Consider the following 23967-nt stretch of genomic DNA (forward strand, 5'->3'; position numbering starts at 1 on the left):
AGCCCCCATGGCAGACCTTCTTTGGCAGAAGCCCGGCGTCGCTGTCGACGCCAAGATCCAGACCTTCCTCGCCGGCGACGACGTGATCCTCGATCGCGAGTTCTTCCTGCACGACATCGCTGCCAGCGCCGCGCATGCGCAGGGCCTGCAGCACATCGGCATCCTCAGCGCCGATGAACTGGCTGGCCTGCTGCGCGAACTGGACGTGCTGGCGCAGGACTTCCGCGAAGGCCGTTTCGTGCTCGATACGCAGTATGAGGATGGCCATTCGGCGATCGAAGCGCGCCTGACCGAACGCCTCGGTGATGCCGGCCGCAAGATCCACACCGGCCGTAGCCGCAACGACCAGATCCTGGTCGCCACCCGGTTGTGGTTGAAGGAAAAGCTGCAGCACGTGGCGCAGGTCAGTGCCGAAGTGGCCAAGGTCGCGCTTGACCGCGCGCAGGCCGAGCAGCACCTGCCTATTCCGGGTTACACCCACATCCAGCGTGCGGTGGTGTCCTCGGCCGGCATGTGGTGGGCCGGTTGGGCCGAAGCCTTCATCGACAACGCCGTGCGTGCCCGCGATACCCATGCGCTGGTCGATGCCAATCCGCTCGGCACCGCCGCCGGTTACGGCGTGAACCTGCCGCTGGACCGCGAGCATACGACCAGCGCGCTCGGCTTTGCGCGCATGCAGATTTCACCGATCTATGCGCAGCTGTCGCGTGGCAAGTTCGAGCTGGCTGCATTGGAAGCGCTGGGCGGCGCGACCCTGGACCTGCGCCGCATCGCCTGGGACCTGTCGCTGTTCACCAGCGCCGAATTCGGTTTCGTCGCGCTACCGGCGCAGTACACCACCGGTAGTTCGATCATGCCCAACAAGCGCAATCCGGACGTGATCGAACTGATGCGGGCCACCCACGCCAGCGTCGCTGCCGCGCGTACCGAGATCGAACAGCTGCTGTCGCTGCCGTCGGGCTACCACCGTGACCTGCAGTCGTCCAAGGGCGCGATCTTCCACGGCTTCGGTCGTGGCCTGGCCGCGCTGGAGCTGCTGCCGGCACTGCTGGCCAACCTGGAATGGCGCGATGACAAGCTGCGTTCGGCGATCGATTCGGGCATGTACGCCACCGACGTAGCGGTGGAGGCCGCGGTAGCGGGTGTGCCGTTCCGCGAGGCCTACAAGGCCGCTGCTGTCGGGGCCGACAGTGCGGGGCAGGGGCGTACGCCGGAAGGCAGCCTGGCGGCGCGCGTATCGCCGGGTTCGGCGTCGGACCTGCGCCTGGATGAACTGCGCGCGCGCTGGCAGGCGCTGTCCTGATGGCCGGCACCGTCTACCTGGTGCTGGCGATGCGCCAGCCGGGCTTCACCGATGCCGTGGTGCAACCGCACCGCGACTTCCTTGATGCGTTGCAGGCCGAAGGCAAGCTGCAGCTGACCGGCGGCTTCGCCGATGGCAGTGGTGGCGCCTACGTGCTGTGCAACATCGACAGCCTTGCGCAGGCACAGGCCATCGTCGCCACCGATCCGCTGGTGACGATGCAGGCATCGGCACTGACCGTCCATGAATGGAATACGCGCTGAGGCGCCTCTGATGACCGTCCACGCTGCCACCGTTGCATCGCCGTTCCCCGAACAAGCGCTGCCGTCGTGGCGGCGTGCCGTGCTCAAGGTCGGCAGCAGCCTGCTCGCTGCCGATGGTGGCGGCCTGTCGCCGCGTCACGCGCTGGGCCTGGCCCAGTTTGTCTCGGCCAATGTGCTGGCCGGTCGCGAGGTCGTCATTGTCTCCTCCGGTGCAGTGGCTGCCGGCCGCGCGATCCTGCCCCGGGCCGATGAGCCCGGCGCGGCGATGGCTGCACGACAGGCGTTGGCGGCACTTGGCCAGGCACAGCTGATCGGTCTGTGGCAGCGCTTCTTCGAACGCCCGGTGGCGCAGGTGCTGCTGACCCATGACGATCTGCGCAACCGCCGTCGCTACCTCAACGCGCGGGCAACCCTCAACGAATTGCTGCGGCTGGGCGCACTGCCGGTGGTGAACGAGAACGATACCGTCTCGGTGGACGAGCTCAAGCTCGGTGACAACGACAACCTGGCCGCGACGGTGGCAGCGCTGGTCGATGCCGATGCACTGTTCATCGCCACCGACATCGATGGTCTGTTCAGTGCCGACCCGCGCACGCATGCCGATGCACGACCGCTGCACGAGGTGTCTGAGTTGAATGATGCAGTGCTTGCGATGGCCGGTGGTGCCGGTTCAGTCGCCGGTACCGGTGGCATGCGCACCAAGCTGGAGGCCGCGGCCAAGGCCGGCCGGGTCGGCATCGAAACCTACTTGTTCAACGGCCGCAGCGGCGAGGTGGTGCGCGCGCTGGCGCAGGATCGCCTGTTCGGTACCCGCATCCACCCTGCGCGCAGCCGCGAGGCGGCCCGCAAGCACTGGCTGCGGCACGCACCGCTGGCCGAGGGTGCGATCCTGATCGATGCCGGTGCAGCCCAGGCGATGCGCGAGAAAGGCGCCTCATTGCTGCCCGGTGGCATCACCGGCGCCGACGGCGCGTTCCGCCGTGGTGACATGGTGCAGGTGTGCTGGAACACCGAAGCCGGCAAGGTCTGCGTGGCCCGTGGCGTCAGCCAGTACGCTGCCGATGATGTGCGCCGCATTGCCGGCCGCCACAGCCGGGATATCCAGGCCGTGCTCGGCTACAACTACGGCGGTACCGTCGTCCATCGCGACGATCTGGTGCTGCCATGACCGGACTGCAGGAGGTCCCGATGAGTGAGATCGAATCGCAGGCCCGCGCCTGCCGCGACGCAGCCCAGGTGGTCGCTGGCCTCGACAGCGATGCGCGCAGGGCGCTGCTGCAGGCGATGGCGCAGGCGCTGGAGGTCAATGCCGGGCAGATTCTTGCGGGTAATGCGCGCGACCTGGCCGCCGCCCGCGACAAGGGTGTCGGCAGCGCGATGCTTGACCGCCTGGCGTTGGACCCGGCGCGCCTGTTCGCGATGGCCGAGGCCGTGCGCGAAGTGGCCGCGTTGCCGGACCCGATCGGGCAGGTGACCCGCGACGACGTGCGTCCGAACGGCATCCGCGTGCAGAAGGTGCGCGTGCCGCTGGGGGTGATCGCGATGATCTACGAAGCACGCCCGAACGTGACTGCCGAAGCCGCCGCGCTGTGCCTGAAGGCAGGCAACGGTGTGATTCTGCGTGGAGGTTCGGAGGCGATCCATTCCAATACCGCCATCGCCCAGGCGTTGGCTGGTGCATTGAAGGCCAACGGCGTGCCGCCTGCCGCAGTGACGGTGCTGACCGACCTGCGCCGCGAAGCCATGCTGGAACTGCTGCAGCTGCATGAACTGATCGACCTGGCCATCCCGCGCGGTGGCGAAGGCCTGATCCGTTTCGTTGCCGAACATGCGCGGGTTCCGGTGATCAAGCACTACAAGGGTGTCTGCCACCTGTTCGTGGATGCCACCGCCGATCTCGCCAAAGCAGTCGATCTGCTGGTGGATGGCAAGTGCAGCCGCCCGTCTGCATGCAATTCACTGGAAACCCTGCTGGTGCACCAGGACATTGCCGCAGCGTTCCTGCCGCGTGCCGGACAGGCACTGGCCGAACGTGGCGTGGAGTTGCGTGCCGACGAGCGCGCGCAGCCGTTGCTGCCGGGAAGCATCGCGGCCAACGAAGATGACTATGCCGCCGAATTTCTTGATCTGGTGCTGGCGGTACGCGTGGTCGATGATCTTGACGGAGCTGTCGCGCACATCCGTACCTACACCTCCGACCATACCGAAGTGATCGCTACCGAAGACGCGGCCAGTGCCGAGCGTTTCGTCAACGCGTTGCGCTCGGCAGTGGTGATGGTCAATGCGTCATCGCGCTTTTCCGATGGCGGCCAGCTTGGCCTTGGCAGCGAGATCGGCATCTCCACCACGCGCCTGCACGCCTATGGCCCGATGGGATTGGAAGCGCTCACCGTCGAACGTTTCGTGGTGCGCGGCGAAGGCCAGGTCCGGAGTTAGGTTCACGGCCGGGCTGCGCCCGGCACCCGCAGAGGCAACTGCAACCGCAACGGCCGAAGCAACGGCAACAGCTGGGTTCCTGTGGGATGGCGGGGTGGGTCCGGTTGCGGGGGACGCCGTAAATCCATCCATGGAGCAACTGTGTTGAGAGAGGGGCCTCGGCCCCTCCGACAGTCACGCACGGTAGTGCCGGCCGCTGGCCGGCAGCCTTTTGGGGCACGCGCAGACTGGCTTCAGGCGGGGATCGATCCGCCTTGAGCGTCACGCACGCGGGCGTTGAGAATCACCAGCATCTTCCGCATCACCGCCACGATGGCTACTTTTCCTTCTTTGCCTCGGGCTCGCAGCGACTGGTAGAAATCGCGCAGTCGAGGTTCATGCCGCATGGCCGACATGCTGGCCATGTAAAGCACCTGACGGATCTCGGCCCTGCCGCCATGGATGCTTCGTTTGCCGCGCATGGTTCCACTGTCGTGGGACATGGGTGCTACACCGACCAGACTGGCGATGGCCTTGCCGCTGATCTTGCCCAGCTCCGGCAGATAGCTGGCCAATACCGCCTGCAGGACAGGGCCCACGCCTTTCATCGACTTCAGTACCGCCAGCTGGGGTTGCTGGGCAACCTGCTCGGCAATCTGCTGTCCCAAACGCCCAACCATCCTCTGCAGGCGGCTGATGCTGGCTTGCAGCAGTCGGCGCAACTCACGATCGGTCACCATCTCCTGCTGCTGGCGCGCTACGGTCAGGGCTTCCATCGTCTGTCGACGCGCCCGCACAAATTCCCGCAGCTTTTGCTGCCAGGGCTCCAGTGGCTGATAGGCGGGCAGTTTCACCAAGGCCGCCATCTGCGCCAATGCATAGGCATCCAGACGGTCGGTCTTGGCCACCTGGCCCATTCCCTGGGCCAGCCTGCGAGCCCGCAGCGCGTTGGCACGAACCACCGCATGACCGGCGTTGTGCAGAAAGTTCAGTACTGACTGTTCGTAGCCCCCAGTGGCCTCCAGCACGATCTGGCTCACCGGATGTTTCCTCAACCAGAGATCCAATTCAGCGAAACCCGAAGCGCTATTGCTAACCTGCAGCACCTCTCCGTCCGTCGTGCCGACATCCAGTTGGCGCTTGCTGACATCAATCCCGATCCCGTTCATCACCGGACTCCGTATAGTCTGGAAGGGTCGAGAGCTCCCCCGCTTGCCCAGTCTTATTACTGCGAGTGTCAGCTCCAGCAACTGTTCGGGCGGATCAAGGGAGATTCCGGCGTGGGCGCCAAGCTCCAAGGCGATCGTCGAGATCCAGGCTTGCACGGCGGCCCACGCCGGCTCTCGGCACCTACGCTGCCAGATTCCGATCAGATAAGGCTTGGGCGCGCCATCCATGGCGCTTACACCCCCGCAACCGGACCCACCCCGCCTTCGACAGATCTCCGCAATCTGTCGGGATGGCATGGCCTGCTCTTGGTGGGTGCCGACCTTGGTCGACACATAGATCCACGCCATGCGTGGATGCTTTTCATTCCTAATTCGAAATATTCGATTCCGATGGAGATTCATCCACGCATGGCGTGGATCCACCAGATTGCGGAAATCTGTCAGAGGTGGGGCGGTATGGGCAGGCAGGACCGTTGGCGCCATGGATGGCGCCATCGAGCCCCCATGGATGGGTTTACGGCGTGTCCTGCCTGCCCATACCGCCCCGCCATCCCACGGAATGCCAGCCGTTGCTGTTGCTTCGGCCGTTGCCGTTGCCTCTGCGGGTGCCGGGCGCCGCCCGGCCGAACCCCCGTTACCGCAGCAGCTGTGCCGTCATGCCCAGCGGCCGCGCATGCTCATCCATGTGCAGGGTGATGGCCTTCGCATTGAACATCTGTTCGGCAAGCTGGTCGCTGGCACCCAGCGAATGGGCGATCTCCGAGCGGCTGGCATCCTCGCGCGGATGGCGCCGTTCCTTGCCGGCGAAGCGGTAGCGGTTGTACTCGGCCCAGGCGATCAGCAGCAGCGCACAGCCGGCCAGGATCACCGGCAGGGCGATGATCACGAACGGGTCGAGATGCTGCTTGCGCTCATACAGCTGCAACCAGGCCAGCTGGCCACCGAGCAGCCAGGACACCAGCGTGACCAGCGGCGCCCAGAGGTAGAAGTAGAACCCCCAGAACGCCAGGGTCACAAACCCCCAGGCAGTGCGCTGCAGGCGGGGCTGTTGGCGCGGCTTCTGGATCAGGCGCGAGTCGAAGCGGTTGGACGGCTTGCTGGCCGCCGTCTGGCGATGTGCGTTCATCGGATACCTCTGTCTGGACTGACCCAGGTGGCGCGCTTGCCACGCCGCCTGAGCAGCGTCTTCGGCAGTGCCACCAGCGTGGTGAACAGGCTGATCAACCAGTACGCCATCGGGTACCAGATGACCCAGAAATAGTTGCGGCCGATATGCGTTTCGTAACGCCTGTCGATGATCAGGCTGCTGGCGAACTGCAGCAGGCAGACCAGCGCCAGGATCACGCCATGCCATTGCGGCAGCAACGTGTCGATGTACAACTGCGGCGGCAGCGGGATGAACTTGCCCGCTGCCCACAGCAGAATGATCGCGAGCATGGTGTAGGCCCACAGCACGCTGAGGATGTATTCCATCAGCACGCCCCACATGCGCCGCTTGCGCCAACTGAACAACGAAGTGCCGTGACGCAGCAGCACTTCCACACCGCCCTGTGCCCAGCGCAGGCGCTGCCGCCACAGACCCTTCAGGGTTTCCGGCATCAGGATGAAGCACAGCGCATTGGGCTCGTAACGGATGTCCCAATGATCCAGCTGCAGTCGCCAACTGATGTCGATGTCCTCGGTGACCATGTCATCGGCCCAGTAGCCGATGCGGTGCAGGGCCGTGCGACGGAATGCGGCGATGACGCCGGACACGGTGAAGATGCGGCCGTAGACGCGCTGGGCGCGCTTGATCATGCCGATGATCGAGGAGAACTCCGCCACCTGCAGGCGGCCAAGCAGGGTGGAGCGGTTGCGGATGCGCGGGTTGCCGGTCACCGCACCCACGCGCGGGCCGCTGGTCAGGTGCCAGACCATCCAGTGCATGGCGAACTCTTCCAGCATGGCATCGCCGTCGATGCACACCAGGTATTCCGAGCGCGCGGCCAGGGCGCCCATGCGCAGTGCGTTGGCCTTGCCCAGGTTGCGGTCCAGATGGACCACGCGCAGGCGTGGGTGCAGGGCCGCAAGTGCATCCAGGCGGGCGCCGGTGTCGTCGCTGCTGCCATCGTTGATGGCGATCACTTCGAAGTCCGGATAGCGTTGGGCCAACGCAGCGCCGAGGGTGTCGTCCAGGTTCGCCGATTCGTTGTGGCACGGAATCAGCAGGCTGGCGAACGGATACTCCGCCATGGGCGGTGGGTCGTTGCGCGGCCGTGACTTCCGCTCACGGCGGAAGAAGTAGTACAGGCCACCGGACATCCAGAAGAACGCCATCACCATGGGGTAGAAGAAGGCGAACTGGAACATGGCGTTGAGCCACGGGTTCATGTCCACGTCACTTCTCCGGATACGGGAAGTTGCGCGCGGACATCGCCGCGCGTGCATCCTGCGTCGACGGCTTGTCGGCAATGAAATCGTCCGGGTACCACGCAAAATGGCGCACGCCCTGCGCCTGCAGGCGGCGGATCTGCGCGCGCAGCTGTTCGCCGCTGATCGGCGTCTGCGTGCGCCAGTCCACGGTCTGCAGCTCGAACATCGTGTGTTTCAGCTCTGGATCGTGTTCGCGCACAGCCACCACCAGGCGGTCCATCCAGCGCTGGGGACGGCGGCTGCCCTCCATCCACGGCATCGCCATCAGTGCGGTGCGGTCGTAGGCCTGGTTGAACAGGTCCAGGCGCTGGGCGAACCATGCCGCGCTCTGCGGTTCCAGCACCGGCTGCGCGTACAGGTTGCGCACGGTGCCCAGCTTGGGGCGCCAGCGCTGTGCGCTGTCACGCAGTTCCAGGGTGAAATCGATCAGCGCCTGGGTGCGGCCGCCGTCGCTGCCTTCCTGTGGCAGCTGGGTCAGTTCGGTATCGCGGACGTAGCCGTCATCGTGGAACAGCAGGCCTTCGAAGTACGAGTTGATCGCCAGGTCTTCGTAGATGTCCTTGATGATCTGCCGCGCCTGCGGCTTGGTGAAATCCAGGCGGTACATGCCATCGCGTTCCGGGCTCTGGATGCCCAGCGCCGCACGCTGCGCAGCGTCGGGCAGTTCATAGCCCAGCACCGGCAGCCATGCGTAGACCTTTACCCCGGCCCGGGTTTTCAGCTGCCAGGCGACGCGGTTGAACAGGTCCGCGCGCACCGGCAGGTGCCGGTTCGGGAAGTACAGCGCATCGGCGGTGTTGTTGCCGTCCGGATCGGCGAACGCCTGCAGGTAGACGTGGGTCGGGCTGATCCGCTTCACGCGTTCAATCAAGGCATCCAGGTTGCGTGCCTGCTGCGCAGGATCACTGTCGTAGACCGAATCCAGGTCGATCTGCAGCGCACGGGTGCCGTCCAGGTTGACGTTGCGACGAAGTTCGAAGGCCAGCGAGGTGACGTTCGGATTGCTGGTCACCAGCAGGCGTGCCAAGCCGTGCAGGTCGGCCGTCACCGGCGTGCTGCGCCCTTCCAGATCGAAGGACACCGGCATGCCCAGCTGCTCGGCGATGTCGTTGCTCAACTGGTTGTAGGCAGCATATGGCCAGACGATCGCTTTCGGGCGTACCCCCAGTTCCTTCTCGATGCGCTGCACGCTGCGGCCGAGATCGTCGCGCAGGCGCTTCTCGTACTCCTGCGCGCTTTCATAGCGCTGCGCCTTGGGGTCGTAGATGCGGGTGATCACCGCCGGGGTCTGGTTGCCCTGCGGGTTGGACTGCACGCCATGGTGCAGGTTGTCGGTGTGGCTGGCCAGCTCGATCAGGCCGCTGGCCTGCATCTCGCGCAGCTGGTCCCAGGTCAGGAAATCGTCATGGCCGAAGGGACGGTAGCCGTAGTCGATGGTGCGGCCCGGTGCCATGTCCACGTAGTCGGTGATCACCGCCACCAGCGCCGGATAGTTGTACGCACGCAGCAGCGGATAGACACGGCTGTACACGCTGCGCAGGCCGTCGTCGAAGGTCAGCAGCACCGGCCGCGGCGGCAGCTTTGCTTCTCCACGCGAGGCCTTGATCAGCTGCGACAGCGAGACCGGGTGATAGCCATGGGCGGACAGCCAGTCCAGGTGTGCGGCGAAGTTCTGGGTGCTGACCGCGTAGGCGTCGGCATCGGATTTTTCCAGCACATCATCGCGCACGTCGTGGTAGCTGAGGACCAGCAGGCCGTTGTCGGCCGCGTCCAGTTCAGCGGCCGCGCGGGCGCGTTGGGCTGCGGCAGGCAGGGCGATGAACAGCAGCGCCAGCAGCAGTACGGTCGTCAGGTTGCGAAGCATCCGTTCCATCTCATTCTCCCCAGCGCAGCGCGGCATCGAAGCCGATATGTCGTTCACGTTGGCCGTCGTAGACCGGCCGCGACCAACTCACGCCGTACTCGAGGATCCGCCCTTGATCGAACTGCCATTCGTGGCGGTAGGCCACGGTCGGAATGATTGAACTGCCAAAGCCTTCCTGCCAGTAGTTGCCGACGGACACGGTCAGGCGATGGCGGAAGTGGCGCTCGTAATGGCGCCACAACTGCTGGTCGATGCGCAGGCCCACTTCCACCGAGCGGTCCCGGGAAGGATTGAAGTAGGGCGCGTCGTCGCGGCTGCCACGACTGGTGTAGACACTGCCCAGGCCATCGATCAACAGGCGGGGGCGGGTCAACAGCCGCTGTTCGATGGCACTGTTCAACGTATCGCGGCGATTGCCATCGTCATAACGGAACTGGCTGCCACCGATGCTCCAGTGCGTGCGTTCGTTGCGCGTGTAATCCACGGCTACTGCAACGCTGTCGGCGGTGATGCCGGCCACGCGCGCCTGCATCGAGGCTTCCGGATCATTGCGGGCGGCCGTTACGCCGGCGTGCCAGCGGTCGTTGAACTGCCAGCCGACGCTGCCACGCAGGCCGGTGTCGCCGATGCTGTCGTTGGGGCGCATCACCGCCGCCTCGGCATCCAGGCGGTCGAAGCGGTAGCGCACGCCCGCACCGATCCACAGCGGATCGATATCCTGATCCTGGAACGTGACCGAACGGCGGTCGGCGAAGGCGAACAGGCGCCAGCGGTCGTTGAGAACCGGTGAGGCGACTTCCATGCCGTAGTGCAGGTCGTCGTTGCCCAGCGGCGAGGTGCCGCCACCGCCGGAACTGCGACCACCCTCGACCTTGGCCAGCAGCTGCCAGCCGCGATGTGCGCGCCAATCGCGGTCCATGCGCTGCACCGACGGCTGGCTTGGATAGCGGGCCAGCAGGTCGTCATGCAGGGGGCGCGCCAGATCGTCGCGTTGCAGCTGGACGTAGGATTCGTACATGCCCAACCGCGGCGCGATGTCACGCGGGTCCAGGGTGTAGGCCATCTGGTGGCGTTCCAGTGCGCGCCGTGGCCAGCCACGCATCTGGTAGACGCTGCCCAGCGAGGTCTGCAGGCTGCCATTGCCCGGGCCGACGTCCACCAGTGCTTCCAGCTCGCGCTGGGCGGTGGGCAGGTCGCCGCTGTAGGCCCGCACCATTGCCAGGTTCAGGTCGGCTTCGTAGCGCGCCCAGTTCTGGAACGGTGTCTTGCCACCGCCCCAGCGCCATGCCGGTTCATCCTTCTGCCACGCCTGCAGGTAACCCACCGCTTTCTCGGCCTGCTCGGTTTCCAGATAGGCATAGGCCAGCTCCGAGCGTGACTGGAAGCGCGAGGGATCGTTCTTCGCGGCGGCCTCCAGCAACGGGATGGCTTCCTCCGGGTTCCGGGTGGACATCAGCGAGTCGCCGACCGCCGGCAGCACGTAATCGGGCAGGGCATGACCCTCGCGCTGCAGCGCCCGGGCCTCGTCGCGCACCTGGGTGTGGCGGGCCAGGCGGTTGAGCAGGATCAGCCGGTCCATGCGGATCCGCAGCGGCGCCTGCGCTGGTGTCGTGCCATCGCGCTCGACGTACTGCTCCATTTCCGCCAGCGAGGCTTCGGCCTCGTCCAGCCGGGTGTCTTCGGTTTCGCCGTAGGCCAGGCTCCAGTTGACCAGCTTGGCCACGTAATTGGCTTCCAGCCGCGCCTTCTGGTCCTGGTCGAACAGGTTGGGCCGGGCCTGGTAGAGCCGCCAGGCGCGATGGGCATTGCCGATGTCGCCCAAGGTCAGTACCTGCAGCTTGTACAGCAGGTCGTCGCCAGGTTCCCGCAGTTGCGCCCGCTCGATCGCCGCCAGGGCATCGACCCAGCGCGCCTGGTCACGGTAGTGGCCGATTTCGGCCAGCCGGTCGCCGCGCGTGGTCGCGGTGGGCGGCGAGGCCGCGTGGGCCCCGTACGCCAGGGAGGCGCAGGCCAGGCCGACGCAAAGCGCCAGCGGACGGTAGACAACCATGTGATCCCCCTAAGCATCCATACCTGAACGATGTGCTGAAAGTGTGACGCACATCACATGCCAACTATAACCGACGCAGTGCCAATGCGCCTGGTTCCGGTCCGTACCTGATTGACGGAGCATCCTTGGCGGACCGGCCAGCCTTGTCGCAACTCGTTGTCCCGAATGTGCTTTTCCGCGAATCCCCACGCCCACCAGCGCCAACCTGGCGCCGTTCGCCCGCCTGTGCGGCGCGCCGCAGGGCGGGTTCTGGACACGAAGCGGGTCAGCTTTGGACACGCTACGTCACCCGCTGCGGTGGCGGTGTGTAGACGGTGGCAGTGGGGGCGGGGTGGTCGGCTGCGAGACGGGGGCGTCAGGCAGCCGGACCGGTCACCACAGATCTTCCAGCTTGCGCGGCTTGCAGGCCACCCACGAGGCGCACAGCATCAGCACCGCGCACCCAAACAGGAAGGCGAAGGGCAGCGTCCAGCCCTCGCTGACGGTGTGCAGCCAGCCGACCAGGAACGGGCCCAGGCAGCTGAAGCTGTAACCCACGCCCTGCATGAAGCCGGACAAGGCCGCTGAGCCCGTGGGGGTGCGCGTGCGCAGATTGATCAGGGTCAGCGCCAGGGGGAAGGTGGACGGCCCGACACCCAGCAGGCAGGCCCACAGCAACGGCGCCTTCATCGGCGCGAACAGCAGGCCGGCGAAGGCGATGACGAAGGCGGAAAAACCGATCAGCACCAGCGGGAAGGGATTCTGCAGGCGTACCGCCAGCGATGGGATCACCAGCGATGGCAGCAGGCCCAGGGCCGAAAACACCGCCACCATCACCCCACCGAAGGCGGGCGTGGCACCGGCTTCGACCACGATGCGCGGCAGCCAGGTGAACATCGAATAGGTCATCAGCGAGGTCATGCCGAACATCAGCGTCATGCTCCAGCCCAATGACGTACGCCAGACCTTGCCGTGCGGCTGCACGGTGGGATCGTTGCTGTCCAGCACCGGTTTCGGTGCGCGGCGCGCCAGCAACAGCCAGGGCAGGGTGGCGGCCAGCGCCAACAGCGCCCACATGCCCAACGACACCCGCCAGCCTGCGGCGTTGGCCACCGGCACCGCCAGCAGCGCCGGCATCATCGTGCCCAGCTGCAGCACGCTGATGTACAGCGTGCTCATGGTGCCGACCTTGTTGGCGAAGTAGCGCTTCACCAACGGCGGCACCACCACATTGCCGATGCCCATGCCCGCCAGTGCGATCACCGAGCCCAGCAGCAGGGTGCCGACATTGCCGGCGCTGGAGCGCAGCAGCAGGCCGGCGGCGGCCATCAGCATCGCCAGCAGGGTGGTGCGCTCAAGGCCGAGGCGTCGTGCCAGCGCCGGGGTGGCGACGCCGAACAGTGCGAACGATGCGGTGGGCAGCATGCCCAGCACGCCGGTCATGGTGGTACCGAAGCCGAACTGCTGGCCCAGCACGTCCAGCAGCGGGGTGATCGACGTGACCGCGGTACGCAGGTTGACCGCTGCCAGCAGGATTGCGGCGAACGCCAGCAGGCGACCTTGCAGCAACGATGGCGAAGGGGAAGTGGGTGATGTCATGCGGTGTTCCTTGCAGGTGGCGCACGCCACGCAGGTGACGTGCAGCGCCCGCACCGGGCGTGGCCGGTGTGGCAGGTGGGGGAGTGGCGGCCATTGTACGTTGACGCCCGCGTCAGGTCCCCGGCGCCGGTGCGGCACGTGGCCGATGGCGGCGGAGTCGGGTGTCCTGGATTCCAGGCACAAAAAAACCCGGAGGACAGTGATGTCTTCCAGGCTTCTTGGTGACCACCGGAGTGGTCGGGGAGACAGGATTCGAACCTGCGACCTCTACGTCCCGAACGTAGCGCTCTACCAGACTGAGCTACACCCCGAAGGGAGCCGCCTATTCTAGCCATTTCCCCCGATGGCGGCAAGGGGGAAGGCCGTTCTGCTTCGCTGCCGTGACAGCGACTCCTGCGGGAACAAAAAAGCCTGGAAGACTTCACCAGGCTTCAATGCGACCACCAAAGTGGTCGGGGAGACAGGATTCGAACCTGCGACCTCTACGTCCCGAACGTAGCGCTCTACCAGACTGAGCTACACCCCGAAGGAGCCGCCAAGAATACGGTGTGAAGGCCGTATCGGCAACCCTTTTTTACAGTTTCAACGCACTTCCTTGTCGGCGCGGGCGCTTTCGCGCGCTTCGAACCACATCCCGTTGAGGATGGCCACGACCGAAGCGAGGCCAGCGCCGAGAATCCAGGCGAAATACCACATGGTCAATCTCCTATCTGCGAGGGGTGTGCCGACCCTCGGCCGGCACACGGGCAATCAGTACGCGTTGGGGTTGTCGTCCATGTCTTCGACCGTCGTCTTGCCCTTCAGTACGCGGTACACCCAGGTGGTGTAGGCAAGGATGATCGGCAGGAAGATGGCCGTGGCCAGCAGCATGACCCACAGCGTGAGATGGCTGGACGAACTGTCCCAGACGGTCAGGCTGGAGGTGGGCTGGCTGGAGGACGGCAGCAGGAAGGGGAAGATCGCAAAGCCGACGGTGAGGATGATGCCGGCAATGGACGTGCCCGAAGCGATGAAGGCCAGGCCGCCACGACGCGCACGCAGCAGCACCGCACTGGCAAGCGCGCCCAGCAGGCCCAGCACCGGGAACACCAGCGTTGCCGGCATGCTGCTGTAGTTGCGCAGCCAGCCGCCCGCGGCGGTACCCAGTTCGGCGGTCTTCAACAGCGGATTGGTCGGCCCGTCGGTCACCACCTGCGAAGTGATCTGGTAGCCCGGCAGGCCGAAGGCCACCCAGGCGCCGGCAACGGCGAACAACACGAAACTGATGATGGCGGCGATGCTGCCGTAGCGCGCTGCACGTTCTGCCACCGGGCCGTCGGTCTTGAGCACCAGCATGGCCGCACCGTGCGACACCAGCATGGCGACGCTGATCAGGCCGGCGACGAGTGCGAACGGCGTGAGCAGGCCGAAGAACGAACCGGTGTAGGTCACGCGCAGCGTGTCATCGAAGTGGAACGGCACACCCAGCAGCACGTTGCCCACCGCGACGCCGGCAATCAGGCCCGGCAGCAGGCCACCGACGAACAGCACGCGGTCCCAGTTGTCGCGCCAGCGCTTGGACGGCAGCTTGCTGCGGTACTTGAAGCCGACCGGGCGCAGGATCAGCCCGAACAGCATCGCAAACACCGCCAGGTAGAAGCCGGAGAAGCTGACCGCATACAGCGGCGGCCATGCGGCGAAGATCGCGCCGCCACCCAGCACCAACCAGACCTGGTTGCCTTCCCAGACCGGGCCGACGGTATTGATCACCAGCCGGCGTTCTTCGTCGGTCTTGGCCACGAACGGCAGCAGCGTGCCGACGCCCAGGTCGAAACCATCCATGACAGCCCAGCCGACCAGCAGGATGCCGAGCAGCAGCCACCAGATCACGCGGAGCGTGGTGTAATCAAGTGCAATGAATTCCATCTGGATTCTCCTGCCTCAGGCCTGGCCGGGGGCAACGGCATTGGGGGAAACAGGGCGGATGTCGGCCTGCAGCGTCGGCAGGATGTCATCAGGACCCTTGCGGACGGCCTTCAGCATCAGCTTGATTTCGATGATCAGCAGCACCGTGTACAGGCTGGTGAACACCGCAAGCGTGGTCAGGATTTCATGCAGTGCCAGGCCCGATGCCGCATAGAAGGTGGGCAGCACGCCGTCCACCGCCCACGGCTGGCGGCCGTACTCAGCCACGAACCAACCGCATTCGATCGCGATCCACGGCGCCGGCAGGCTCCACACGGCCAGCTTCAGGAACCAGCGCTTGTCCTGGAAGTTGTTGCGGCACGAGTAGTAGAAGGCCAGCGCGAAGAAGGCGATCAGGTAGAAGCCCAGCCCGGCCATGATGCGGAAGGTCCAGAACAGCGGCGCCACGCGCGGTACGGTATCCATCGCGGCCTTGGAGATTTCTTCCGGCGTCGCGTTGAGGATGTCTTCGCGGTAACGCTTCAGCAGCAGGCCATGGCCGAGATCCTGCCAATGGCGGTCGAACATCTCACGCGCAGCAAGGTCGGTCTTGTCCTTCTTCACCCGTTCCAGTGCGCCATAGGCGATCTGGCCGCCGCGAATGCGGTGCTCGGCACGCTCCACCAGTTCCAGGATGCCGGGAATCGGCTGGTCCAGCGAACGGGTGGCGATCAGGCCCATCAGGTACGGGATCTTGATCGCGTAGTCGTTGGTGTGGGTGTCCTGGTTGGGAATACCGAAGGCAGTGAAGTCGGCCGGCGCACGCTCGGTCTCCCACATCGCTTCGATCGCGGCCAGCTTCATCTTCTGGTGTTCGCTGGCGGCGTAACCACTTTCGTCACCCAGCACCACCACCGACAGCGAGGACAGCAGGCCGAAGGCCGCAGCCACCGCGAACGAACGGCGGGCCATGTCCCTGTGCTTGTTGCGCAGCAGGTACAGGGCGCTGATGGACATCACGAAGATCGCACCGGTCACGTAACCTGCACTGACGGTGTGCACGAACTTGGCCTGCGCCACCGGGTTCAGCAGCACGGCGGCGAAATCCACCACTTCCATGCGCATCGTTTCGGGGTTGAATACCGCACCGGTCGGGTTCTGCATCCAGCCGTTGGCGATCAGGATCCACACCGCCGACAGGTTGGTGCCCAGCGCCATCAGCCAGGTCACGGTGAGATGCTTGACCGGGCTCAGGCGCTTCCAGCCGAAGAAGAACAGGCCGATGAAGGTGGCTTCCAGGAAGAACGCCATCAGGCCTTCGATCGCCAGCGGCGCACCGAAGATGTCACCCACGTAGTGACTGTAGTACGACCAGTTCATGCCGAACTGGAACTCCATCACCAGGCCGGTGGCCACGCCGATGGCGAAGTTGATGCCGAACAGGGTGCCCCAGAACAGGGTCATCTGCCGCCAGACCTGTTTGCGGGTCATGACGTACACGCTTTCCATGATGGCCACCATGAAGGACAGGCCAAGCGTGAGCGGTACGAATAGGAAGTGGTACATCGCGGTCAGAGCGAATTGCAGCCGCGACAGTTCTACGACTGTCTGATCAATCATGGCCTGGCTACCTCGTTGGATAGTGCCGTTGCAGGTGGCGGGAAGGGTGGTCTACGGGGTGAATGATGTGACCGACTACTTCAAACAGCCTTGATCCAGATCAATGTATGAACACGTGTTCAGGGGGATCGTATGCCAACCCGATGAAGACTGCGACCGCCGGCCGCAGGGGAAGGCTGTTGCCTGCGCCTACAATGCCGTTCATCCCCTTGTTGCCTGTGAAGATCCTTGAGCGCTGCCGAACCGACCGCTGACGCCCCTGATCGGGTTGACGAATCGACCCGCTTGCGGCGTGTCCGCACCGCGTGGCTGGCCGATCTGGCCCGTGCCGCGAAGGGACGGCAGCGGCTGGCGGCGTTGTGCATCAGCGTGTCCGGCGCGCTGCTGATCGGCCAGGCCGCTGCCATCGCCTGGCTGGTGCAGCAGGTGCTGGTCGAGCGCGCGCCATTGGCCCAGGGCCTGCCGGTGCTGGCCGCGCTGGCGGTGATCCTGGTGCTGCGGACCCTGCTGGGCAGTGCCACCCAGGCTGCGGCCGGTGACGTTGCCGATGCCGCACGCCTGTCCCTGCGCGAGCGCGTCTTCGCACGCCTGCTCGGGCACGGTCCGTTGTGGCTGCGGCAGCGCCGCACGGGTGAACTGGGTGAGCTGATGCTGCATCACGGCGATGCGATCGAGAATTACTACAGTGGTTTCCTGCCGGTACGCACCGAAGTGGTGGTGGTGCCCTTGTTGATCCTGGCTGCTGTGGCCTGGGTGGATTGGGTGGTCGCACTGATCCTGCTGTTCACCGCGCCGCTGGTGCCGTTCTTCATGATGCTGGTGGGGTGGGGCGCTGAAGCGGCAGGGCGCGCGCAGTTGGGCGAACTGGCGCGGATGAGCGGGCACTTCGCCGATCGCATCAAGGGTCTGGGCCTGCTGCGCCTGTATGGCCGCGGGGACGCCGAACTGGCCGGCATCGAGGCCGCGGCCGAAGGTGTTCGCGTGCGCACCATGAAGGTGCTGCGCATCGCTTTCCTGTCGTCCACCGTTCTTGAGTTCTTTGCATCGGTCAGCGTGGCGATGGTCGCGTTGTATCTGGGCCTGAGCTATCTGGGTCTGATGTCCCTGCATGCGACCGTGCCGACCTTGGGGGCGGGCCTGTTCTGCCTGCTGCTGGCACCGGAGTTCTACGCGCCGCTGCGGCGTCTGGCCGCGCACTACCACGACCGCGCCAATGCACTGGCCGCTGCCGCCGAGGTGGAGCGCCTGCTGCAGGTGCTGCCCGAAGAGGAGGCCACGATCGCCGAGGACGGCGTGCCGCTGGTACCGGAACCGGCCGAAGCTGCGTTGCCGCCGCTGCAGGCAAACGGATTGGTGTTGCGCCCGTTGGGCGCTGCCCACGACGTCCTGCAGGACCTGGACCTGCAGCTGGAACCGGGGCAGCGGCTGGCCCTGGTTGGCCCCAGTGGCAGCGGCAAGAGCACGTTGCTGGAAGCGCTGGCCGGTTGGCTGCCGCCGCGTGCGGGCCGTGTACAACTGCGGCCGGGGTTGCAGGTGGCCTATGCCAGTCAGCGTCCGTATCTGTTCCACGGCACCATTGCCGAGAACCTGCGTTTGGCCGATCCCGGCGCCAGCGACGCGCGTCTGCGCGCCGTTGCCGAAGCCGCACAGGTACTGCAGTTCACGCACCGCCTGCCGCAGGGTCTGGATACAGTGATCGGCGAGCGCGGCTTTGGCCTGTCCGGTGGCGAAGCACGTCGTATCGGCCTGGCGCGTCTGCTGCTGCGCGATCCGCAGGTGCTGCTGCTGGATGAACCGACCGCGTTCCTCGACGCCGAAACCGAAGCGGCGCTGTTGCGCAGCCTGGCCGCGTATGCGCGCGGACGCAGCGTGGTGGTGGCCACTCACAGCCCGGCGGTGATCGCCTGGGCCGACCGCTGCCTGCTGCTGCCGGAAGGACGCCTGGTCGAGCCGGCGCAGGCGGTACGCGCATGAGCCGGTCTTCCGATTCGCTGCGCACGGTGTTCCTGCGCCATCGCCCGCGCCTGCTGCTGGCTGTGCTGTTGTTGTGGACCACGATGCTGGCCGGCACCGCACTGCTGGGCCTGTCCGGCGGCTTCCTGACCGCTGCAGCGCTGGCCGGTGCAGCGGGTCTTGGCCAGGGCTTCAACTTCTTCACTCCGTCGGCCGGCATCCGTGGGCTGACCATGGCGCGCATCGCATCGCGCTACTTCGAAAAACTGGTGGGGCATGACGCCACCCTGCGCATTGCCCGCGACCTGCGCGTGTGGTTCTTCCGCCGCGCGCTGCCGCTTGCCCCCGCACGGCTGGGGGCGACCCGCACTGGCGATCTGCTGGCGCGGCTGTTGGGCGACATCGGCGAGATCGATGGCCTGTTTGTGCGTGCCATCGGCCCATTGCTGGCGCTGGCTGCGTTGACCCTGGTGGGTGTGGGCTCGGCGGCGTTGATCCTGCCATCGGCAGCGGTGCTGCTGGCAGTGCTGGCACTGCTGATCGGCATGGGCGTGCCGTGGTTGGGCGTGAGGGGGCATGACAGCGAAGAGGCCGACCGCGCGGCGCATCGTGCAGCGCTGCGCACGGCGGCATTCGAAGGGCTGGAAGGGGCAGCGGATCTGGCTGCGCTGCATGCCGGCAATGCCTGGCAGTTGAAGGTGCGCGTGGCCGCCAAGCAGGTGGCCTCGCGTGATCGCCGCCGACGCCTGCACCTGATTGCCGCATCAACGCTGCATGGCGTGCTGGCCGGGCTCGGCCTGGTGGCGATGCTGGCGCTGGCGCTGCATGCGGCCGAACAACAGCGGATCGCGCCGGAAATGGCAGCCGGGCTGGTGTTCCTGACCGTGGCGATGATCGAGCTGTGGGCGGGCATGGGCCTGGCCTGGCAGTCGCTGCAATCGGGCCGCATTGCGGCCGCGCGTCTGCAGTCCATCGTCGAGCAGCCGCCGTCGGTGCAGGAACCGGCAGCGCCGCAGCCGTTGGCACAGGCCGCGACCGTGCACTGGGACGACGTGCATTTCCAGTGGCCGGGCGCCGCACGGCCGGTTCTGTGTGGCCTGCAGCTGACGCTGGCGCCGGGCGAGCGCATCGCCATCCGTGGTGACAGCGGCAGCGGCAAGACCACGTTGTCGAGTCTGCTGTTGCGCCTGTGGGACCCGCAGCAGGGACGGCTGACCTACGGTGGCCAGGACCTGCGCGATGTCGACCAGGCCGACTGGCACAAACACCTGGCGTGGTTGCCGCAGAACGCGCCGGTGTTTGCCGGCAGCGTGGCCGAGAACCTGCGTCTGGGCGACCCTGAGGCCAGCGACGAGGCGCTGTGGGCGGTGCTGCAGCGGGTACGGCTGGGCGAATGGGCCGAGCGCAATGGCGGCCTTCAGGCCTGGGTGGGCGAGAACGGCGCAACGATGTCGGCCGGCCAGGCGCGGCGCCTGGCGCTGGCCCGCGCGCTGCTGCGCAATGCGCCGATCCTGTTGGTGGATGAGCCCACCGAAGGCCTGGACGTGGATACCGCGCGCGCGCTGTTGCAGGACCTGCCGGCATTGCTGGAAGGGCGCAGCCTGTTGATGATCACCCACGATGACCTGCCCGCAGGTGTGGTGGATGTGCAGTACCGGTTGCGCGACGGGGTGTTGGTGCGCGAACCGCTTCGGTAGGCGCCGACCTTGGTCGGCACATCCACGCGTGGCGTGGATCTACTGTAGAGCCGAGCCCATGCTCGGCTGCATTCCGACCGTGAGCCGAGCATGGGCTCGGCTCTACAGGGCGTTCACCGCGAGAATTCGCGCAGCATCACCGCGATCGTGGCCACGTTGGCCAGCACGCACAACCAGAACACCCACTGGAACTGCATTTTGCGATGCTTGTGACGGAACACCGCCTGGCCGAGCAGGGCACCGGGCCAGCCGCCAGCAAAGGCCAGCAGCTGCAGCGTGCGTTCCGGTGTCCGCTGCTGTTTTCGCTGCGCGGCGCGCTTGTCATGTCCATACAGGCCGAACGACACCGCGCTGGCCAGCGCGCACCATGCGCCCAGCCAGAGTGGAAGCACGCCGGTCGCGGTCAAGCCGATCAACGCACCGCACGCGGCCAGTGCGAGATTGCGCCGCCACCCCATTACAGTTCGTCGAGAAAGCCGCGCACGGCCGGGCCGAAACGTTCGAAGTCGACCAGGAACGCGTCGTGGCCCTGCGGTGATTCCAGGCCGATGAAACGTGCATCCGCGCCGCCGGCGCGCAGGCCATCGGCAACCTGTTGCTGCTGCTGTACCGGGAACAGGATGTCGGTGTTGGCACCGATCGCCAGTGCCTTGCCGACGCGGATCCTGGCCAGTCCGGCCAGCACATCACCGTCGCCATACTCGGCCAGGTCGAACCAGTCCATCGAGCGGCTCAGGTACAGATAGCAGTTGGGATCGAAGAAGCGCACGAACCGGCGCGCATGGCCTTCCAGATAACTTTCGACCTGGAATTCGAGACCGAATGGATCATCGTCGGCCTGGTCTGAATCCAGCCGCACGCGACCGAAGCGGCCATCCCATTCCAGCGCCGAGCGGTAGGTGATCACGCCCAGCTTGCGTGCCATGCGCATGCCCGATTCCGGGTAAGCGTCATTGTCGTAGTGGCCGCCGTTCCAGCGTGGATCCAGGCGGATCGCTTCGCGCTGCAGCGAACGGATGGCGATCGAGAAGGGCAGGGCCTGCGCGCTGCCGGAAATGTTGATATGGCTGCGGGCGATGCCCGGGTGCAGCATCAACACGGCCAGCGCGGTCATCCCGCCCATCGAATTGCCGATCACGCAGGCGAGCTGCTCGACGCCCAGTGCGCGTACTACATCGATCGCCGCGCGTGCACCGTCTTCGATGGATAGTTCCGGGAAATCCAGGCGATACAGCTCGCCGCTGGCCGGGTTGATCGACGCAGGGCCGGTGGAGCCCTTGCAGCTGCCCAGCGAGTTCACGCAGACCACGAACCAGCGGTCCGTATCGATCGGCTTGCCGGGGCCGATCATGGCTTCCCACCAGCCCGGTGCAGGATTGCCCTCGTTGGCCGCTGCATGCGCATCGGGCGACAGGCCCGTGACGATCAGGATCGCGTTACCGGCGTCTGCGTCCAGCGTGCCCCAGGTCTCGTAGGCCACGCGCGCACCGTGCAGGACGCCACCGCGTTTGCACTGAAAGGGCGAAGGCAGGGCATGGAAGCGGGTGCCGGGCGGAATGAATTCGGTCATGTGGGCATTCTAGCGGGACGGCATGTGCAGCTGGCGACACGCTGGTTTCCATCGGCTGCCGTATCCACGCATGGCGTGGATCCACTGTAGAGCCGAGCCCACGCTCGGCTGCGCATCTTAGGGGAACCGCAGCTCGACCACGCCGTCGTGCGGCAGGGTGACCTTGACCGGCACGGTCTGCAGGTCGTCTTCGCTGCGGTTGGCGCTGCCGCTGCGCGAGATGCGCGCGAGTACTTCCACTTCGCGGTGCGCCGACAGCGGCGCAGTCGGCATCGGGCTGTCGCCGTCGCCGAGGCCGACCGTTGCAGGGAAGCCGGCCAGGGGCAGCTTGCGTGCGGCTACCGGCATTGGTGGACCACCCACTGCGCGGGCGAGCACGAAGACCTGGGTGCTGGCCGGCCAGTTACCCGTTTTCAACGATGCGGGCAGCTGCACCCGCACCTGCAGCAGCGCCGGAGCAGTTGCCGATGTGTCCGACGGCTGGCCTGCGGCCTCACGGGCGATGGCGATCTGCGCCTGCAGGGCCTGCGCCGCACCCGGCTCGAGGCGAGGCAGCAGCGTGCTCCAGAGATCGGCGGCCTCGGCGTTGCGGCCGCGCTGGCGCAGCGCAATGCCAAGCAGCCAGCTTGCACGCTCGGCATCAGGCGACAGCGTACGCGCGCGCTGCAGCCATGCCAGCGCGGTGTCATCGAACTGCTTGCCTGGATCCGCCTGCGCGCGTGCCTGCGCGGCCTCGACCAGCACACCCGGCTCGTCCGGTGCCAGTGCCGCAGCGCGGCTGAAGGCTTCGGCCGCAGCGGCGGCATTGCCGAGTTCGGCCTGCGAACGGCCCAGCAGCACCCAGCCATCAGCGCGTTGCGGGTCACGTTGCAATGCCTGCTGCAGTGCTTCCACGCCATCCCGCAGCGTAGCGACCGAAGGCGCGGCCTGCACCTGTGCGGCGCGGGGGTTGCCAACCAGCAGGTACAGGCAGGCACCGGCTACGCCCAGTGCAACCACCCCCAGCACGAAGCCGCGACGGCCCTGCTGGCGCAGCGGCCATAGCACTGCTGCCGCCAACAGTGCAGCGGCCACGGCGGCGACCATCGGCAACCAGAGCGTCACCAGTCCTCTCCCTCGGTTGGGTTCACCGCAGCGGATTCATCCATCTGCCGGCTGCGACGACGGACGATGCCCATCACCACCAGCGCGCCCCCCCCCAGCACCAGCAGCGGACCGCCCCACAGCAGCCAGGTGCCCGGTTGCAGCGGCGGTTGATAGAGCACGAACTCGCCATAGCGGGCGACCAGGAACTGCTTGATGGCCGCATCGTCGAGGCCCTGCTGCATCAACTGCAGCACTTCACGGCGCAGGTCCTGCGCGATCTGTGCGTTGGAGTCGGCCAATGACTGGTTCTGGCACTGCACGCAGCGCAACTGCGCAGCCAGGTCGTGGAAGCGCGCTTCCTCGGCCGCATCGTGGAACACCAGCGGCCGCGCATCATGCACCGGTTGTTGGGCGAGGCCGGCATTCGGCTGCACCAGGGTCATCGCCAGCAGCAGGGGCAGCAGCCAGCGCATGTGCTTACGGCGAGGCGTGCAGAGTGTTGCCGGCATCGCCCTGGGCCTTTTCGAGCTTCTCCAGCGCCGGAATCAATTTCTGGTCGACCACCTGCTGGGTCATCGCGCCGCTGTACTTCCAGCGCACGATGCCGCTGCCATCGACCAGGAAGGTCTCCGGTGCCGCCGTCACGCCCCAGTCGATGGCGGTGCGGCCTTCGATATCGCTCAGCACGACCATGAACGGGTTGCCCAGCTGTTCCAGCCAGTGCAGCGCGTCGGTCGGTTCATCCTTCCAGTTGTAGCCGATCACGCGTACGCGCTTGCTTTCGGCGAAGCGGGTCAGCACCGGATGCTCTTCACGGCAGGCCGCGCACCAGCTGCCCCAGACGTTGAGCAGGTAGGGCGCACCACGCAGCTCTTCGCTGCGCACGATCATCTGCGGGTCATGCAGCACCGGTAGCGCGAACGCAGGCGCCGGTTTGTCGATCAGCGCCGAGGGCAGCACATCGCGCTGAGGATCGCCCGATTTCATCACCCCGTAGATCATCAGGCCAAGCAGGCCGAAGAAGAACAGGACGCCAATCACGATGGCTACCGGCGGCAGCGGGCGGGACGGGCGTGGGGCGGGTGACTCGGACATGGGGAACT

Annotated in this window: 20 protein-coding genes and 2 tRNA genes; 6 read left to right on the forward strand and 16 right to left on the reverse strand. The window is 66.2% G+C overall.

All coding sequences use genetic code 11. The features are described 5' to 3' along the window. Positions 1-7 precede the first annotated feature (7 nt). Genes argH through HUT07_RS06115 form a run of 4 tightly spaced genes read left to right on the forward strand, consistent with a single transcriptional unit; the run spans position 8 to position 4002 of the window. Entirely contained in the window at positions 8-1303 is a 1296-nt protein-coding gene (gene argH / locus HUT07_RS06100) for an argininosuccinate lyase (RefSeq protein ID WP_176020171.1), read from the forward strand. Next, a complete protein-coding gene (locus tag HUT07_RS06105; RefSeq protein ID WP_176020172.1) occupies positions 1303-1566 on the forward strand; it encodes a YciI family protein in 264 nt (87 codons plus the stop codon). The genes argH and HUT07_RS06105 overlap by 1 nt, the downstream gene beginning before the upstream one ends. A gap of 10 nt (positions 1567-1576) precedes the next feature. Continuing rightward, positions 1577-2734, forward strand: a complete 1158-nt coding sequence (proB, locus tag HUT07_RS06110) for a glutamate 5-kinase (protein ID WP_176020173.1) — start codon at positions 1577-1579, stop codon at positions 2732-2734. Further along, positions 2731-4002: a glutamate-5-semialdehyde dehydrogenase gene (locus HUT07_RS06115; RefSeq protein WP_176020174.1), complete on the forward strand. Its 1272-nt coding sequence runs from the start codon at positions 2731-2733 to the stop codon at positions 4000-4002. Before proB ends, HUT07_RS06115 begins: the two co-directional genes overlap by 4 nt. A gap of 233 nt (positions 4003-4235) precedes the next feature. On the opposite strand, the gene HUT07_RS06120 is transcribed toward HUT07_RS06115, so the two are convergent. The 11 genes from HUT07_RS06120 to HUT07_RS06170 all read right to left on the reverse strand — a co-directional run bounded on the left by HUT07_RS06120 (position 4236) and on the right by HUT07_RS06170 (position 16558). Next, positions 4236-5150, reverse strand: coding sequence for an IS110 family transposase (locus HUT07_RS06120; protein WP_176019965.1), 915 nt, complete (start codon positions 5148-5150; stop codon positions 4236-4238). A gap of 634 nt (positions 5151-5784) precedes the next feature. Next, positions 5785-6276 carry a poly-beta-1,6-N-acetyl-D-glucosamine biosynthesis protein PgaD gene (gene pgaD / locus HUT07_RS06125; protein ID WP_176020175.1) on the reverse strand — a complete coding sequence of 164 codons (492 nt, stop codon included), beginning with the start codon at positions 6274-6276 and terminating at the stop codon, positions 5785-5787. Continuing rightward, positions 6273-7526, reverse strand: a complete 1254-nt coding sequence (gene pgaC / locus HUT07_RS06130; RefSeq protein WP_176020176.1) for a poly-beta-1,6-N-acetyl-D-glucosamine synthase — start codon at positions 7524-7526, stop codon at positions 6273-6275. Before pgaC ends, pgaD begins: the two co-directional genes overlap by 4 nt. 1 nt (position 7527) lies before the next feature. After that, entirely contained in the window at positions 7528-9435 is a 1908-nt protein-coding gene (pgaB, locus tag HUT07_RS06135) for a poly-beta-1,6-N-acetyl-D-glucosamine N-deacetylase PgaB (RefSeq protein ID WP_176020177.1), read from the reverse strand. Between the two features lies 1 nt (position 9436). Further along, positions 9437-11476: a poly-beta-1,6 N-acetyl-D-glucosamine export porin PgaA gene (gene pgaA / locus HUT07_RS06140; protein ID WP_176020178.1), complete on the reverse strand. Its 2040-nt coding sequence runs from the start codon at positions 11474-11476 to the stop codon at positions 9437-9439. A 372-nt stretch (positions 11477-11848) separates the two neighbouring features. After that, positions 11849-13054, reverse strand: a complete 1206-nt coding sequence (locus HUT07_RS06145; protein ID WP_176020179.1) for an MFS transporter — start codon at positions 13052-13054, stop codon at positions 11849-11851. A 234-nt stretch (positions 13055-13288) separates the two neighbouring features. Next, positions 13289-13365: transfer RNA gene (locus tag HUT07_RS06150), tRNA-Pro, on the reverse strand. A gap of 138 nt (positions 13366-13503) precedes the next feature. Then, positions 13504-13580, reverse strand: a tRNA-Pro gene (locus HUT07_RS06155). A gap of 56 nt (positions 13581-13636) precedes the next feature. Continuing rightward, positions 13637-13750, reverse strand: coding sequence for a cytochrome bd-I oxidase subunit CydX (cydX, locus tag HUT07_RS06160; RefSeq protein ID WP_025876452.1), 114 nt, complete (start codon positions 13748-13750; stop codon positions 13637-13639). A 54-nt stretch (positions 13751-13804) separates the two neighbouring features. After that, positions 13805-14959, reverse strand: coding sequence for a cytochrome d ubiquinol oxidase subunit II (gene cydB, locus HUT07_RS06165; RefSeq protein ID WP_176020180.1), 1155 nt, complete (start codon positions 14957-14959; stop codon positions 13805-13807). A gap of 15 nt (positions 14960-14974) precedes the next feature. Next, positions 14975-16558: a cytochrome ubiquinol oxidase subunit I gene (locus HUT07_RS06170; protein ID WP_176020181.1), complete on the reverse strand. Its 1584-nt coding sequence runs from the start codon at positions 16556-16558 to the stop codon at positions 14975-14977. Between the two features lie 285 nt (positions 16559-16843). Here HUT07_RS06170 and cydD point away from each other — a divergent pair, with 285 nt between their 5' ends. After that, on the forward strand, positions 16844-18532 hold the full coding sequence (gene cydD / locus HUT07_RS06175) for a thiol reductant ABC exporter subunit CydD (protein WP_254898921.1): 1689 nt from the start codon (positions 16844-16846) through the stop codon (positions 18530-18532). Continuing rightward, positions 18529-20208, forward strand: coding sequence for a thiol reductant ABC exporter subunit CydC (gene cydC / locus HUT07_RS06180; RefSeq protein WP_176020183.1), 1680 nt, complete (start codon positions 18529-18531; stop codon positions 20206-20208). The genes cydD and cydC overlap by 4 nt, the downstream gene beginning before the upstream one ends. A 113-nt stretch (positions 20209-20321) precedes the next feature. Here the strand turns inward: cydC and HUT07_RS06185 are convergent, their stop codons facing one another. The 5 genes from HUT07_RS06185 to HUT07_RS06205 form a co-directional block, all read right to left on the reverse strand. Beyond that, a complete protein-coding gene (locus HUT07_RS06185) occupies positions 20322-20666 on the reverse strand; it encodes a DUF1294 domain-containing protein (protein WP_176020184.1) in 345 nt (114 codons plus the stop codon). Beyond that, positions 20666-21778, reverse strand: a complete 1113-nt coding sequence (locus HUT07_RS06190; RefSeq protein WP_176020185.1) for a homoserine O-acetyltransferase — start codon at positions 21776-21778, stop codon at positions 20666-20668. Before HUT07_RS06190 ends, HUT07_RS06185 begins: the two co-directional genes overlap by 1 nt. A gap of 117 nt (positions 21779-21895) precedes the next feature. Then, entirely contained in the window at positions 21896-22885 is a 990-nt protein-coding gene (locus HUT07_RS06195; protein WP_176022487.1) for a tetratricopeptide repeat protein, read from the reverse strand. Further along, on the reverse strand, positions 22879-23307 hold the full coding sequence (locus HUT07_RS06200; RefSeq protein WP_254898922.1) for a cytochrome c-type biogenesis protein: 429 nt from the start codon (positions 23305-23307) through the stop codon (positions 22879-22881). The genes HUT07_RS06195 and HUT07_RS06200 overlap by 7 nt, the downstream gene beginning before the upstream one ends. Before the next feature lie 34 nt (positions 23308-23341). Next, on the reverse strand, positions 23342-23959 hold the full coding sequence (locus HUT07_RS06205) for a DsbE family thiol:disulfide interchange protein (protein ID WP_176020187.1): 618 nt from the start codon (positions 23957-23959) through the stop codon (positions 23342-23344). Positions 23960-23967 lie beyond the last annotated feature (8 nt).

It is taken from the genome of Stenotrophomonas sp. NA06056, from assembly GCF_013364355.1.
In the GTDB taxonomy this organism is placed as follows: domain Bacteria; phylum Pseudomonadota; class Gammaproteobacteria; order Xanthomonadales; family Xanthomonadaceae; genus Stenotrophomonas.